Source organism: Riemerella anatipestifer (assembly GCF_009670965.2).
In the GTDB taxonomy this organism is placed as follows: Bacteria; Bacteroidota; Bacteroidia; order Flavobacteriales; family Weeksellaceae; genus Riemerella; species Riemerella anatipestifer_B.
In genome coordinates this window covers 201145-216650 of the sequence record NZ_CP073239.1, presented here as the reverse complement: position 1 = coordinate 216650, position 15506 = coordinate 201145, and the positions used below count along the sequence as shown (strand labels likewise).

Genomic DNA, 15506 nt, shown 5'->3' with positions numbered 1-15506 from the left:
TATGCTTTATCTGTTACTTTCCGTAGGCGTTATTTTCCCTAGTTTGTTGGGGATAGGAATGCTGTTTGAAAAATTATTAGGAAAGTTGTGGGAAGAAAAACTATCCTCTGCTTTTTTTGCAGGGTGTATGGGTTTGAGTTTGGTATGGGCGGTTTTAGCATTTGCAATGCCTATCAATAGAGTAGTAGAAGTCTCTAGTTTGGTCTTAGGATTAAGTGCTTTTGTTTATTTTAAAATATATCGCGTTTTAGGAACTTTTATCACTAGAAACTATTTGATTTTTGCTCCGTTACTTTTTGTCGTGTTGCTTTTTGGGAGTGGGTATCCATTTATTTTAGACCATTTTGGCTATTATGTACCTAGCATTAAATGGATTGCAGAGGTAGGTCTAGTAAAGGGAATTGGGAACTTAGATTTAATATTAGGGCAAATGTCCCTTTGGCATATTTTACAGGCTGGATTTTCTAATACTTCCGATGTTTTTCTGAGGTTGAATGTAGTATTGCTTTTAGGATATATCATTTATATTATAGAAAAAAAGGCGTGGGTTCATTTTATATTTTTGCCTATTTTGTTATTGTTTTTACAATCGCCAAGTACAGATTTACCAGTTATTATAGGCTCTTTAATAGTCTTGAATGAAGTTTTGAATAAAAACCATAATGTGTCAGCATTGTTTGGGTTTTCGGTTTGGATTTTCAGTATAAAACCTACCATAATGTGGCTACCATTGATGGTATTTTTATATGCTTTTTTGATACGGAAATTTTTTTATAGGTTAATAATGGTAGGTTTAGGTGTGGTGTCTATTTTTATGATTAAAAATTGGTATTGCTTTGGATTTCCCGTTTTTCCAGTACAAGTTTTGGATTTAGACTTGAGTTGGAAACCTAACGAAATTTTGCTTAAAAATTCTGCCGAAACCGCTATCCTTAAAACTTATGATTTTCAATATTCTTACGAGGTAATAAAGCAATTTTCGGTTTGGGAAAGTATTAAAAATTGGATATTTCTGAAAGGCATAAAAGGAGTTATCAATATAGCTTTTGTTTTGAGTTTGTTGACATTACTATTATTTGCTATTAAAAGTAAAAGCCGTTTGATTTGGCTGATTGTAATATCAATTTTTATTAAAAGCGTTTTGGTATTGCTATTTTCGGCACAATACCGGTTTTTCTTAGAAGTGTTTTTTGTAGTTGTTCTTTTAATTTTTAGAAGTTGGTTTTCCGCTAAGAAAGTGGCTTTTGTGAGTATTATAGGTACTTTAGGTATGTCTGTATTTTTATTTACTCCATCTTTAATTGTGAAATATATTCCTAGCTTTAGGTTGGGCGGATTTATTAAAAACATAGAACTTTCTCAAGTCGTAAAACCTGCGACTTACAAATACCAACGGTATAAAACTTTTACAATAGGTAATCTGACTTTTAATGTAGTGGATAATTATCCTTTTAGTTTTGATACGCCACTTCCAGCTATTTCTCCTAGTTTCTTGGAACTTTATTTAGAAGCAGGGATTTTTCCTCAAAAAATAGGTTCAAATTTAAAAGAAGGTTTTGTTTGGAAAAAATTATCTAACGAAGATAAAGAGCAATTACAACAGATTGTTAATGGATTTTATATAAATGAAAAAAGATAGAGAAATTATCTCTATCTTTTGGTTTTTATTTAGGTTCTAAAACACAAAATGGAATAATGCATTCTTCCAAAGAAATGCCACCGTGCTGATAGGTTTCTTTATAATAATTAACAAAGTGATTGTAGTTTTTTGGATATGCTAAAAAGGTGTTATTCTTAGCAAATACATACTTGCTACTTAGATTGCCTTTGGGGAGAAATAGCTTCTCTGGCTGGCTAATTGCCCACACATCTGCATCTTCATAAGAAATGCTTTTTCCCGTTTTATAGCGGATATTGGTGGAAGTTTCTCGGTCGCCTACAACTTTACTTGGCTTTTTAACATAGATAGTGCCGTGGTCTGTAGTGATGATGAGTTTAAAACCAGACTCTGCGGCTTGTTTAATCAGTCTCATAATAGGAGCGTTTTCAAACCAATTTAAGGTAAGAGAACGGAAAGTTTTATCATCTCTAATCAACTGATTAACGATAGAGTTATCCGTTTTGGCGTGGGATAAAATATCTATAAAATTATAGACAACTACCACTAAATCTTTATTTTGATGTTGATGAAAATCTTCTAAAACCTTTTGTTCAAAATCAGAGTTTAAGACTTTAATGTATTTCATTGTCTTAGAAGATAATCCTAAACGCTTCATTTGGTCTTTTAAGAAATCTTGTTCGGCTTCGTTTTTATTGCCTTCTTCGTTGTCGTTCAGCCATTGGTCAGGAAACCTTTTTTCTATTTCGGAAGGCATTAGTCCAGCAAAAAAAGCATTTCTAGCGTATTGGGTAGCCGTAGGTAAGATGCTGTAATATGAGGTTTCTAGAGTTTTGTTATAGAATTTAAGAAACAATGGTTCAATGACTTTCCATTGGTCATACCTTAGATTATCTATCATAAGTAGCAGAGCTTTATCATTCTGCATTTCTGGTTTTACCTTTTCTTTAAAAAGCGTATGGCTCATAAGAGGCTTCTCATTTGAATTGAGCCAATTTTCGTAGTTTCTTTCTATAAACTTGGCAAACTGTATGTTGGCTTCCTCCTTTTGAGATTGTAGCAAGTCGGCAAATTCGTTATCAAATACTTTATCAAACTTAATTTCCCAGCCCAATATTTTTTTGTAATAATTACTCCAATCTTCATAAGTGTTAAGATAGCTTAATTCCATACTTATGTTTCTGAACTCTTGCTGATATTCTTGCTTGGTTTGTTGTTCTACAAGGTCGTCGCTTTGTAGATTTTTTTTCAAAGAGAGCAGAACTTGGTTAGGATTTACAGGTTTTAGGATATAATCGGCAATTTGCGAACCTATGGCTTGCTCCATAATGTGTTCTTCTTCGCTTTTAGTTACCATTACAATTTTCATTGCTGAATTTTTTTCTTTTAGTAATGGTATGGCATCTAGCCCAGAAATACCAGGCATATTTTCGTCCAAAAGAACTAATGAAAAACTTTCTTCGTCTAATATTTCTAAGGCTTCATTAACATTATTGATGGGCGTTACCTGATAACCTTTGTTTTCTAAGAATACGATATGAGGTTTTAATAAATCTACCTCGTCATCTATCCATAATATTTTTTTAGCCATAACTATTCTTTATTTATAAGGGTGTTTGTAACACTCTTCTTTAGTTTTCCAAAGATACAGCTAAACCTGCCAATGTCTAGCCAAAGCATTTATAAAAAAAGTTAAATTTGAGTTAAATAAAAAAGCAGGTTTTTAGCCTGCTTTTCGTTAATCTTCTAAGGCTCCGAATTTATTGTTTTTAAAGTCATCAAAAGCCTGAATAATCTCTGCTCTAGTGTTCATTACAAACGGACCGTGAGCGGCTATAGGTTCGTTAAGTGGTTCTCCACTAAGGATAAGTACAACAGCATCATCTAGGGCTTCTATGTTGAAATCTTCGCCACTATTTTCAAACAAAACTAAATGGTCTGTAGGAGCTTCTTCCTCTTCGTTTACAATAATGTTGCCCTCTATAACCAAAGCAACGGTGTTAAAATGAGCAGGGAAACTAAATGAAGCTCTAGCACCTTTTTTCAGTCTTGTATTCATCATATGTATTGGGCTGAAGGTACTTGCGATACCTTTGCTACCATTGTATTCTCCTGCAATTACTTCTACCCAACTATTTTCGCCAACAGAGACTTTAGGAAACTCTGTATGTTGTATAGATTGGTATTTTGGAGGACTCATTTTATAGCGAGAAGGGAGATTTACCCACAGTTGCACCATTTGGAAAATGCCACCTTTTTTACTCCATTCAGTTTCGTGATATTCTTTATGGAGTACACCGCTACCAGCCGTCATCCACTGTACATCGCCTTCTTGTATAATGCCACCGCCGCCTGCACTATCGTGATGTTCTACTTTGCCCTGATAAGCTATAGTTACGGTTTCAAAACCACGATGAGGGTGTACGCCTACACCTCTAGGAGTTTGGGAAGGTTCAAAATAAAACTTAGAATTGTAATCCATCATAATGAAAGGATCCATTCTTTTCATATCTAATCTAAATCCGCTAGGAATAAAATTGTGTACTCTAAAACCATCTCCTACAAAATGTGCAGGTCTAGGAGCTGCAATAAGCTCTATTTTTTTAGTGTTCATTTTGAATGTTTTTTACTTAAGCAAAGATACCTTAATCCCTTACCCTTAAGCATTGACCTAGGATAATAAAAAAAGCACCGAAAAAAATAAATTAAAATATTTTTGTAACATTTTTGTGATTTGGATACTTACTCTACATAAAAGCTAATGATGTCTCTGGAAACAGAATTTTTACAACAAATAGAGAAGCATAAAGGGGTTATTTTTAAAATATCCAAAATGTATATGGATAATAAAAACGACCAAGAAGATTTGTTTCAAGAGATTATCTATCAAGCGTGGAAATCGTATCCGTCTTTTCAGGGTAAGAGTTTATTTTCTACTTGGCTTTATCGGGTGGCACTTAATACCTCTATTGTTTTTTTAAGAAGTGATAAGAAAAAAATCAATACTACTGATATAGAGCTAAGTGCAATAAATAAGAAGATGGAAAATAATGATGTTGAACAACAGCAATTAGAACTTATGTATAAAGCAATACAACAGCTAGGTGCAATAGATAAAGCACTTATATTCTATTATTTAGAAAATTACTCAGGCAAAGAGATAGCGGCTCAAATGGGAATAACAGAGGTAAATGTAAGAGTGAAACTAAATAGAGCCAAACAAAAATTGAAAACTTTGATTAACGAACTTAGAACTCAACAATAAATCAAATAATATGGAACTTGATAATATAAAAGATTTGTGGCATAGAGAGAAGGTATCAGACCTTCCTAATATTTCTTTGGAACAGCAAAAGGCGGTAAAAACACCTTTGGAAAAAATACGAGCGAATATGAAGATGGAGTTTTGGACTACACTTCTTGCTATGGTTCTTATAGTTCCGCTTTATTATTCTCAAATAAAAAATGCACAACAAGGGAGTTTGTTTTTGTTGTTATATATCATTTCAATACTTATAATTGTTTATTATTTTGTTAAGTTTTATTCGTTGTATAAAACTATTAGTACTCAAAATTTCCAGACCTATCACAATTTGCTTAATCTTAGGTACGAGTTGGTGCTTAATACGGAGCTTTATAAATCTTACTATATTTCGTTTGTTCCTATATTATTTTCTGTATTTCTTTTATTTTTGGATTTGAATAGTTGGAATGGAGTGATGTTTGTTGTTGTGAGCTTGTTTATGACTTCCATTATTATGTATGTTATGGGAAAGATTTGGTTGAGAGAAGTTTATGGTAATTATGTTGTTGAAATTACAGATTTGGTGAGTGAGCTGAGTGATGAGTCTAATGATTTTAAGTTCAATAGAAACTCCTTAAGCTATCAAGGGAAATATCAAATATTTCAAAAAACAAAACACTTCTTTGGGAAAATCTTTGGAAAATACGCTACTCTTGCCAACTGGATTTTTTGGTTTTTTATATTGATTGTCATAAGTGCTATCACAGGATATATAATAGCATATTTCAGTATATTATTGGGTAAAAATCAACTATAAACTTTTAATTAAATCAATATTGATTTCGGCTGAGATTTTTCCAGCTTCGGTAACAAATGTATCAAAGGAAACCGTAGTGCCTTCTCCTGCAATATCCGAAATGGCTCTTAGAACAATAAAAGGTGTTTTCATTTGGTGGCATACTTGAGCGATAGAAGCAGCTTCCATTTCCACAGCTTTGGCGGCACGGAAGTTGTCTTTAAGCCATTGGAATTTTTCAGGACAGTTGATAAATGCATCACCACTAATGATTAACCCTTTGTTAGCATTGATGCCGTGTTTTTTGATGACAGTCTCGGCTTTTTCTACATAAAAGGAATCAGGTATGAAAGCTGGAGGCATTTTAGATTGTTGTCCAAGTTCGTAACCAAAGGCTGTTAAATCCACATCGTGATGGCGTACTTCCGTAGCGAGGATAATATCTTTAACTTGAACTTCTTTCAGTCCACCTGCAGTTCCTGTATTGATAATTAAATCAGGGGCAAAATGATTGATAAGTAAGCAAGTCCCTATAGCCGAACTTACCTTGCCAACACCAGAAAGTAAAACAATAACTTCGTGGTTGGCAATAGTCCCAATATGAAATTGAAATGAATGAATCTCCTTTTTTATAGGGTTTTCTAAAGCATCACATAAGTGCCTTATTTCAACTTCCATGGCTCCAATAACGGCTATTTTCATAGGTTTTACTTTAAATAATTAAACCACAAAATTACGAAAACTCACTGTAAATATCATTGGGTTTATGGCAGTTTTGTAGGAACTTCTTCGTTTTGTTGATTTTTAACTTTAAGTTTAATTTCGTAGCCTTTTGGATAAAAAATGATGATAGGAGTATTACTTGCATAGTTGATAGTTTTGCTTTCTCCAACTACAAATTTGTTAGTAAGCGTCATATCAGGGCAAGCCATCATGGTTGAACGCATATTACCATCAGTATCGTAGAAATAGTAAGAAATATTTGTTTCTTGGTCTTTTTTCTCTTCAATATTTCCTAGTAATCCATACGAGTTACAATCTACCTTATGCCACTTACCTGGAGTCATTTCTAGATATAGTTCGTTTTCATTAGATTTTTTCGGAAGAGTTATGCTGAGATGTTCATAGCCCTCCATTTTTTTTGTGAGTGTGCTTATGTTTTTAGGTTCGTTCATATTATTTTGCTTTTGTGAGTTGCAACCTACTAGTAATCCAATGGAAATTACTCCTATTAGCATCGCTTTAAAAATCATGACTTTAATTTTTATTTCTTATGCTACGAAGTTACAAAAAAACGAACATGAAACTAAAACCGAAGTTTATTTTTATTTAATTGAGACTAGAGCAATTAAATGTGAAGCATAATATTTATAAATCTTTTTTTCTGAATTTAAGTAAACTTGATAAGAAAGGAAATATAATCCAAATTAGAAGAATAAGAACAGAAATATAAACTCCACCACCTGAACCAAAAATTGATTTAAAAATTGCTCCTGAATAGCCTAGCATTCCAGAGATATCAAGCTGTAGTTGTACAAAAATACGGGTAAGCCCTATAGGACTAAGTGAGGATAATACAACTATTAGTTTTTCTATAGGATAATCTGAAAATTGAAACATCAAGATAAGTAACAAACCGTCATAGATGATATTAAAAAATACCCAAATGAATAGAGCTATTCCTATTCCTTTTGTTTTGTCATTAGTAGAAATAGAACTATACATGGCTAATGAGGTAAAGCTTACGCAGAGCAACATACCACCTAGTAAGACACATAATCCGTAAGTAAGTGTAGAATACAGAATAATGGGAATGCCACAGCCAGCTAAAAATACTAATAGTTGAGATAGCGATAACCCCAAAAAAGTTCCCGTCCATATTACATCTCGTTTAATAGGCTGAGTAGAAAGAAGTTCTATGAATTGTGTACTGTTGTAGATGTAGATTACTGAAAACACAAGACTAAATAGTGGAACTACAAAAAGTACAATATTTAGTAGATTGAGATTAGCCTTTATCTGATTGCTTTCTAATCCTAGAATGGCCCATGATATAATAAATAACATGAGCGTATACACAGCAATAACTTTGCTCTTTAAAATATCAGTTAGTATGAACTTTGCAATTTTATACATCTTGTACTTGTCTTAGTATCTTTGTTATGGCTTTTGATAGGCTATCCTCTTGTGTACTTTGCTTTATGTCCTCTACATTTTTATGAAATATCACTTTCCCTTCTGATAAAAATATGACTTCATCTACAATTTGCTCTAAATCACTGAGTAGGTGTGACGTAATGATAATTAGCTTTCCTTTTTTTTGTTCTTTTATGATTTTATGTTTAAGGATTTCAGCAGCAATAGGGTCAAGTCCCGCAGTAGGCTCATCTAAAATGATTATTGAAGGGTTAAACATAAAAGCTATTATGGCACTGACTTTCTGGATTGTACCTCCAGAAAGATTGCCCATTCTTTTATTCTCTATTTTTGTTATATCATAGGCATCTATAAGCTCTATATCTAGTTTTTTAGTTTGTGAACGATTCTTTAAAATTATATCTAGAGTTTCCCTTATAGTCATATTCTCAGGGTATTTTCCTATCTGAGGCATGTAGCCAATAATTTCACGGTAATGATAGCTTTCTGAAACATCATTCCCATTAACCAATATTTGTCCAGACTCAACAGTATTTAATCCTAAAATGCTCTTAATTAGAGTGGTTTTTCCACAGCCGTTTGGACCAATAAGAGCAATAGCTCTCCCAGTTTTACATGAAAGATTAATATTGTTGAGAGCTTTAAATTTACCGAAAGTCTTGGTAAGGTTTTTTATTTCTATCATTTAGTTATTTACTCATTAAGTATTGTTTCGTTTTATCAAGGGAGTTTCGTCTACAAAACTATCAGGTGTAAGACTTGGCATAAGCTTTTCGGAGCGATTCATCAGTTCCACAAAAAAAGTTCCGAAAAGAATCATTATCATAGGGTTTTGTTCTGATATTACTGCGTAAAGACTTAGAGGGTAAAAAGGTATATCGCCTACACCATCTTTATCTATATCATAGCCCTCATACTTATCCCAATAGTTGTTTTTAAAGGTGTTAAGAAAAATGCTGCCACTGGTACTTACATCAAAAATATTTGCTATAAAATTATTATTAAATAGTTTATTTTCAATACAATTAGCGTTTATTCTTAGTCCCCAACCGTTGTCTTTAAATTCGTTGTAGTAAAAATCAATTTTGGAGGAGCCATCCATAAAAACACCTACGGAATTATTCTGAAAAGTATTGTGTTTTATTTTACTAAATGATAAATCTTTCAGTAAAAGTCCGTAGACATTTTCACCCTTATTATTCAAAAATTTATTGTAGCTCATTTCTACATTCCTACTATACATTACAGCAACCCCAGCTTCATTTTGTCTAAAAACATTAGCAGTATAAACATTGTTGTGTGAGAACATAAAATGCAGTCCGTAGCGTTTGTTTTTTAAGGATAAGTTTTTAAAAATGAAGCTGTTGTTTGTTTTTTCTAGGTAAATACCATCTTTATGTCCAGAGATGAAATTTCGTTTAATCCAAATTTCATTACTAGACCATACATGAATTCCATCTCCGATTGATTCCTGAGAAATCCCTCTATTAGTGGTAATTTTATTGTTTTCAATCAAACATCTTTCGCCTCTTTGAACCGTAATTCCAAAATAATTATTTTGAAAAATATTATTTCTGATAACAGAAAAACGACTGTCATATAACCTTACCGCTCCAATATTTCTGACTTCATCAGCTCCAGAATTTATGATTTTAAAGCCTTGAAGAGTGATGTAATCTGACCGAAAAGATACTATTTCATGTCTAAACTCACCGTCCAATACAGGGTAATTGATGCCAATTAAGGTGATTGACTTATCTAAATTTAGATTACCTTCTTTGTAATGTCCAAAATAAACCATGAGCGTGTCTCCATTATTAGCTTTTTGGAGAGCTGATTTTATGGTGCTAAACCTCTTTCCTTCTCCTACAAAATAGGTTTTAGCAAAGGATAGTAGGGTAGTTGTAAGACAAAAAAGAATTAGTAATCGTTTTAAAAGCATCATTCTGAATTTAATCAAGGCTTTTTTTGGAAGATGTTTTTTTAATTAATTACAGAAGCTTGTAATCTATGGGCTTCTTTAATAGCTTCATTCTTATTTTTAAATGTGGCTATATTACCATTCATAGGGCTTTTTACTTGTCCCCCTGTAATTTTGAATGCCTTTTCTAAAGGGAATAATTCTGAGGTTAAAAAATCGGAAACAAATAGTTTGGCGTTACCTATTTTTTGTGAATTTTCTTTTGTGTAGGCTTCCATACATACCAAATCATCAAACTTGTATATCCTGCCTTTTTCAGTAATAAGTTCGGTGGCATATCGGGAATCTTGAATTGTCATTTTACAGTGCGAACATTGGTCTTTACCTAGTTCTATGGCTTCCACATTTTTGTTGTTACATGAAAAAGAAGTGAATGTGATAAAAGCTAATAATAATGTTAAAATATAATGTTTCATAAGATTTAATTTTTAGTGTTTTTTAAATTCAAAAAAAGAAAGTATAAGTGCAACTAATGCTACTGTTATCATTATCCAGCCCCCTGTATAAGGGTAGGAGTATGCACCAAAATTTAGGAGTTGCTTATAGCCTAAGAGAGGAGGTTGGTAGGTCATACCAGGAACTACAATGGCTGCATCTGGTTTAAGGTTATGCCCATAATCATATTCCCATAAATAAAAATCTACCATAAAGGCGATACCAAACAGTGTGAATAATATGCAGAACGAGTATAGTCCTATAATCTTTCTAAACCAAGCCACTGCAAAAGCAAAAACTGCAAAAAATACTAAAATATAGGGTAGTACTTTAAATTCCCAAAAATCCTCTTGATGGATTTCTTTCATTCCGATATAATGATTTAACCCATTAATGATTTGGTAATCGCCAGAAATTTTGTTGGCATGGAGGTACATTTCTAGACCTTCAGGATACTGTGGGGCTTCTAAGTAAATTACCCAAATAGGGACAAAAATACTTACTATGAGAGCTACAGCACATAAAATAAGCAACCGAACAGAAAGTGCTGATAGTTTATTGTTTTTCATTGCAGCTTATTGTCTTCTATTATTATTTTTATTTGTAAAGGGCGGTAGATGTCCGCCCTTTCTTTTTTTATTTAGTTTCAGCTTTTTTTACTGGACCTTGGGCGTTGTCTGCTTTATTGTTAAGGCTAAACAACAGAGGTGTTGAACTTCCTGCTGGTGAAACTCTTACATAGCCTTGCATTTCTTGGTGTAGAGCAGAGCAGAAGTCAGTACAGTACATAGGGAACATTCCTGCCTTTTTTGGAATCCACTTAAGTGTGCAAGTTTCTCCAGGCATAATGAGGAGTTCTGCATTTTCTGCACCCTTAATCGCAAATCCGTGAGGGACATCCCAGTCTTGTTCCAGATTGGTTACATGGAAATAAACTTCATCACCAACTTTAATACCCTCAATATTATCAGGAGCAAAATGAGAACGGATGGAGGTCATGTAAACATGAACTTTATTACCATCTCTAACTACTCTAGATTCACCTTCACCTTTGGTTACATAAGGGTGTTTGTTCTTAGAAATATCATAGAATTTTACTTGCTTATCTGCGATGAGTTTTGCAGGAAGAGCTTGTGCGTAATGAGGCTCTCCAAATGTAGGGAAGTCTAGTAAAAGTTTCATCTTATCACCACTAATGTCATATAATTGTGCAGACTGAGCTAGTTCTGGACCTGTAGGTAAAAATCTATCTTTGGTAATTTTGTTATAAGCTACCAAATATTTACCGAAAGGTTTCTTAGAGTCTCCACCTGGAATCATTAAATGTCCTACGGAATAGAATGTAGGTTGACGATCTAAAACTTTGAGAGTTTTGATATCCCATTTTACAACCTCCGAAGAAACAAAGAATGAAGTATAAGCATAACCTTTATCATCAAATTCTGTATGAAGAGGACCTAAACCAGGTTTTTGAACTTCTCCGTGTAGGGTAGATTCGTATTTTAGAATAGGAATGCCGTCATATTCTCCAGCAAACTCTTTGTTTTTGATAGCATTCAGCATTTTACTGAAGCTATGTACAGGAATCAGAGCTGCTAATTTACCCGAACCTACAATATACTCACCTGTAGGGTCTATATCACACCCATGTGGTGATTTAGGTGTTGGCATAAAGTAGCATAAATCTTTAAGTTCTTTAGCTGACAGCACCGTTACTTCTTGTTCCATTTTAGAACTACCTGTATGGGTTTCTTCATTCCATTTGTTGTGTGCGTATTGGGTTTTTACCTTTCTCCCTTTACCTGCTTTCACATATTCTTCTGCTTTTTTCCAGTCTAAAGCCATGATGAAATCTTTGTCAAATTGAGAAGCGTTAACTTCTAATAGGCTATTAGCTTGCTCTGAATTATAACAAGAGAAGAAGAACCAGCCATGAGATTTACCTTTGCCTGCATGAGATAAGTCGAAATTGACACCAGGAGCTTCTATTTGAAAAGCCAGTTTCATTTCTCCTGTTGTTTTATCTACTTTTACAAAGGAAATTACGCCTTTAAAATTTTCTTTAAAACTATTAATGGGTACATCACCATTAGCATCATCAGTAGGTACAGAAAAACGAGTTCCAGCTACTACATACTCTGTATTTTCTGTAATAAAAGGAGATGAATGATTTCCTGCGGAGTTTGGTAGTTCTAAAACTTCTACTGTTTTAAAGCTAGAAAGGTCTACTCTTGCGATGCGAGGTGTGTTATTAGCGTTAGCAAAAATCCAACGCCCATCAACTTCTCCATTGGTTTGTGAAAGTTCAAGGTGATGCTGGTCATCCCAAGGAATAAAACCATGTGAAGTTTCTAACATGGGCTTAGTTTCTTCACTGTAACCATAGCCATTTTCGGGATTTACGGAGAATATAGGAACTACTTTTAGTAATCTCCCGCTAGGTAAACCATAGACTCCCATTTGTCCGTTAAAACCGCCGCTGACAAAATTATAAAATTCGTCATGTTTACCTGGTGCCACATATACTTTTTCTGCTGCATCACCTGCTACAGCATTTTCTGTCCCTTTGGGTTTACAACTTTCTAGGGCGTAGATGCTCCCTAGAAATAGTGCCGAATAGCCTAATATTTTATTTATCTTCATAATTGTAATGTTTTATTTTGCACCATCAATTTGTCTCATATATTCCAATATATTTCTCGCATCTTGATCGCTTAAACTTTGGTTAGGCATTCTTACCATACACTGTTCTAGTTGTTTTTGTAGTTCAGGGTCTTTGTCAATCATTGGGTCTGGATTAGTAATAAAATTCATAATCCAAGGAGCGGTGCGGCGTTGGGTTACACCTTTCCAGCCTGGCCCTACTAATTTCTCATCACTTGGTTTATGACAAGAAATACACTTGACTTCTGCAAGTTTTTCACCTTCGGAAGCCATGGTTGCATCAAATTTGGTTACATCTACATTACTAGTATTAAATTTGCCTAGCCCTACTTGAGGGTCATAGCTTCCTTCTGTAGAAGGTGTTTCGTTACTTTGAGCTGTTTCTGTAGAGGTTACAGATATACTATCTTCGGGCTTATTGTTTCCGCCGCATGATAAAGCGGACAAAACTGCCCCACTCATTAAAAATAATTTAAGCTTTTTCATTTTACAAATAGGTATTAATGTTTCTCTGACAAAGGTACCTTTATAGTACGGCTGTAGCTTATGATTCGAATCATAAAATATTGGGTTTAATTTATTGACATTTGTGTGATAATTTTATAAAAATCTTTTTATTATGAAAAAAATATTGGTTTATACACTAGGTATTATGGCTATCATTGGGTGTAATCAAAAAGATGAACAGAAAGAAAATAGTCTAGCTAAAGAAAGTAATATTATGCTTGAAGAACCAGCTCCTAAAGAAAATACAAATTTATCCAACAAAGACGAAGGATTGGTACTTATAGAAGGAGCGGATTGTTTAGGATGTCATAAAGTAGACACCAAATTGGTAGGACCATCCTATCAGGATATAGCAAATAAATACACTGATGCAGATATAGATATGCTTGCAAAAAAAATAGTTGAAGGAGGGAAGGGGAATTGGGGAGAGGTTCCAATGACTCCACACTCTGGTATGAGTGAAGAAAATGCAAAAAAAATGGTAAAATATATTCTGAGTCTAAAACCATAGTTTTATGAAAATAGTATACCTGTTTCTTGCCTGTTTAGTAGCAGGAGTATTCATAGAGTGTAATGATAAAGGAACTACAACAACACCATCTCCAAATCTTACGGCAGAACAAAGTCTCGTACAGCCCAAAAAGACCTATAAGGGTACAGATGGTACCTCTATTACCATAGTTTACTTTGCAAAAGGTAATGAGGTAGCGGTAAACTTAGAAAAAGATGGTGTAAAATATGAACTTAATGCCAAAGGAACTAATCACGAGGGTAATCCGATTTTTGAGGGAAATCTTATCTCATGGGAGATTCTTCAAGATGGACACTCGGGGAAGCTGACACATGAGGGGGGAAATTTTATTGTTTATAAAGAGGAATGAAATTCCTCTTTATTTTTTATTTTCAATCCGATAAAAATGAGTGTAATAGCTAATACAAGAGCAACAGAAATCCACCATAACATTACAGGAGACCAACGCCAATACATATTGACCAAGGATAATAACCCAATTTGAGCAAGTACTAATTCGTTCAATATGATAGATACTAAATATAAAATTACCCCTATTTTGACTATTTTAGATCGATAAAAGCCATATTTTACAATGATTTGAAGTAACAAGAAACTACTAACGCAAACCAATAGTACCAAATGAAGATAAGCAATGACTATCATTCTGAATCCAAAAACCCATTGGCTTATTTCTGGAATAATTGAAATCTGTTGTAATAGTACTTTAATAAGATAAGATATAATAACAACATTAAAAATTATCTTTTCTAATAAAGTATATTTCTTTATAAAAACTCTAAAGTGCTTTTTTATTAAGTGAGCTAACCCATATATTGCTAAAAGTTGAATGATATTTCCGAGTAGTGATATTCCTAAAAGAAGCCACTTAGAGTTGCCAATCCAGCTGATAGATAAGGTATAAGAGCATAATGTAGATAAGGCAAATGCTCCAAAAATAAGATTGTGTTTATATAAATCTTTTTGTTGTAAAGGTAAAGAGCTGAGAATAATGCCTATGCATGATAGTACAAAAAAACCATTGTACTGAAAATGTAGGTAAAATAATGTGGAAGCCCAATACAAGGATTGATGAATAATTCCAAAGGCTTTCATATAAGCTAAACTAAAAACGCCAAAGGAAGAAAATCCAGCAAAAAATAAACCTCCTAGAAACCAAATTTTAGAAGGATGTTGTATATGTTTATAGTCCTTTATCCATAAAAATAACATTCCAAAACTTAGAAATAAAGCCATTGCAGACCAAAATATAGAACCCCAATAATAACCTCCGTACAAAAAGGAAAATAGCATGCCGTATGATGCTACAAAATTTAGAATAATAAAGGTTTTGTATGTATGCAACTGCTTGGCTGATAATGTTTCTCTTGTAGAGTATATCATGAGCAAGTATATTACTGAACTTACCCAACCATAGAAAGCAAAATGTGAGTGAGCTTCCTGAAGATGCTTTTGATTGAAAAAGGGCATAGACCAAACAATCTTATACCTCATTATAGCACCCAAAATCGCTACTAAAAGAAAATTGAATAGTCCTAATTTTACCAAAAAATTATCTGATATTTTATTCAT

The 15506-nt window shown here is 33.4% G+C and carries 17 protein-coding genes; 5 read left to right on the top strand and 12 right to left on the bottom strand.

Annotated elements, in window-relative coordinates; genetic code table 11:
- Position 1: 1 nt before the first annotated feature.
- On the top strand, positions 2-1639 hold the full coding sequence (locus tag D1J36_RS01025) for an LIC_10190 family membrane protein (RefSeq protein WP_154137092.1): 1638 nt from the start codon (positions 2-4) through the stop codon (positions 1637-1639).
- A 25-nt stretch (positions 1640-1664) separates the two neighbouring features.
- Here the strand turns inward: D1J36_RS01025 and D1J36_RS01020 are convergent, their stop codons facing one another.
- Both D1J36_RS01020 and D1J36_RS01015 read right to left on the bottom strand, forming a co-directional pair.
- Positions 1665-3209 carry a PglZ domain-containing protein gene (locus D1J36_RS01020; protein ID WP_154137091.1) on the bottom strand — a complete coding sequence of 515 codons (1545 nt, stop codon included), beginning with the start codon at positions 3207-3209 and terminating at the stop codon, positions 1665-1667.
- 147 nt (positions 3210-3356) lie between these two features.
- Positions 3357-4232, bottom strand: coding sequence for a pirin family protein (locus tag D1J36_RS01015; RefSeq protein ID WP_154137090.1), 876 nt, complete (start codon positions 4230-4232; stop codon positions 3357-3359).
- Between the two features lie 150 nt (positions 4233-4382).
- Between D1J36_RS01015 and D1J36_RS01010 the strand changes: the two genes are divergently transcribed.
- Together D1J36_RS01010 and D1J36_RS01005 are read left to right on the top strand one after the other, a co-directional pair.
- Positions 4383-4883, top strand: coding sequence for an RNA polymerase sigma factor (locus D1J36_RS01010; RefSeq protein WP_154137089.1), 501 nt, complete (start codon positions 4383-4385; stop codon positions 4881-4883).
- 10 nt (positions 4884-4893) lie between these two features.
- Complete coding sequence (locus D1J36_RS01005) at positions 4894-5679, top strand: hypothetical protein (protein WP_154137088.1); 786 nt, start codon at positions 4894-4896, stop codon at positions 5677-5679.
- Here D1J36_RS01005 and D1J36_RS01000 read toward each other — a convergent pair.
- The 9 genes from D1J36_RS01000 to D1J36_RS00960 all read right to left on the bottom strand — a co-directional run bounded on the left by D1J36_RS01000 (position 5674) and on the right by D1J36_RS00960 (position 13381).
- Complete coding sequence (locus tag D1J36_RS01000) at positions 5674-6360, bottom strand: 5'-methylthioadenosine/adenosylhomocysteine nucleosidase (protein ID WP_154137087.1); 687 nt, start codon at positions 6358-6360, stop codon at positions 5674-5676. The genes D1J36_RS01005 and D1J36_RS01000 overlap by 6 nt on opposite strands.
- A gap of 62 nt (positions 6361-6422) precedes the next feature.
- Positions 6423-6911 carry an ecotin family protein gene (locus D1J36_RS00995; protein ID WP_154137086.1) on the bottom strand — a complete coding sequence of 163 codons (489 nt, stop codon included), beginning with the start codon at positions 6909-6911 and terminating at the stop codon, positions 6423-6425.
- 115 nt (positions 6912-7026) lie between these two features.
- Complete coding sequence (locus D1J36_RS00990) at positions 7027-7794, bottom strand: ABC transporter permease subunit (protein WP_154137085.1); 768 nt, start codon at positions 7792-7794, stop codon at positions 7027-7029.
- Positions 7787-8500, bottom strand: coding sequence for an ABC transporter ATP-binding protein (locus D1J36_RS00985; protein ID WP_154137084.1), 714 nt, complete (start codon positions 8498-8500; stop codon positions 7787-7789). The genes D1J36_RS00990 and D1J36_RS00985 overlap by 8 nt, the downstream gene beginning before the upstream one ends.
- Positions 8501-8515: 15 nt before the next feature.
- Positions 8516-9760: a nitrous oxide reductase family maturation protein NosD gene (gene nosD, locus D1J36_RS00980; protein WP_013447165.1), complete on the bottom strand. Its 1245-nt coding sequence runs from the start codon at positions 9758-9760 to the stop codon at positions 8516-8518.
- 38 nt (positions 9761-9798) lie between these two features.
- A complete protein-coding gene (locus tag D1J36_RS00975) occupies positions 9799-10212 on the bottom strand; it encodes a nitrous oxide reductase accessory protein NosL (RefSeq protein WP_154137083.1) in 414 nt (137 codons plus the stop codon).
- Between the two features lie 12 nt (positions 10213-10224).
- Entirely contained in the window at positions 10225-10800 is a 576-nt protein-coding gene (locus D1J36_RS00970) for a hypothetical protein (protein WP_154137082.1), read from the bottom strand.
- Between the two features lie 67 nt (positions 10801-10867).
- A complete protein-coding gene (gene nosZ / locus D1J36_RS00965) occupies positions 10868-12874 on the bottom strand; it encodes a Sec-dependent nitrous-oxide reductase (RefSeq protein WP_154137081.1) in 2007 nt (668 codons plus the stop codon).
- A gap of 12 nt (positions 12875-12886) precedes the next feature.
- The gene (locus D1J36_RS00960; protein WP_154137080.1) at positions 12887-13381 is read right to left on the bottom strand and encodes a c-type cytochrome; all 495 of its coding nucleotides are present in this window, start codon (positions 13379-13381) and stop codon (positions 12887-12889) included.
- 133 nt (positions 13382-13514) lie between these two features.
- On the opposite strand from D1J36_RS00960, the gene D1J36_RS00955 reads away from it, so the two are divergent.
- Positions 13515-13913, top strand: a complete 399-nt coding sequence (locus tag D1J36_RS00955; protein ID WP_154137079.1) for a c-type cytochrome — start codon at positions 13515-13517, stop codon at positions 13911-13913.
- A gap of 4 nt (positions 13914-13917) precedes the next feature.
- The gene (locus D1J36_RS00950; RefSeq protein ID WP_154137078.1) at positions 13918-14283 is read left to right on the top strand and encodes a hypothetical protein; all 366 of its coding nucleotides are present in this window, start codon (positions 13918-13920) and stop codon (positions 14281-14283) included.
- Here D1J36_RS00950 and D1J36_RS00945 read toward each other — a convergent pair.
- Positions 14268-15506, bottom strand: coding sequence for a hypothetical protein (locus tag D1J36_RS00945; protein WP_154137077.1), 1239 nt, complete (start codon positions 15504-15506; stop codon positions 14268-14270). The two genes, D1J36_RS00950 and D1J36_RS00945, sit on opposite strands and share 16 nt — an antisense overlap.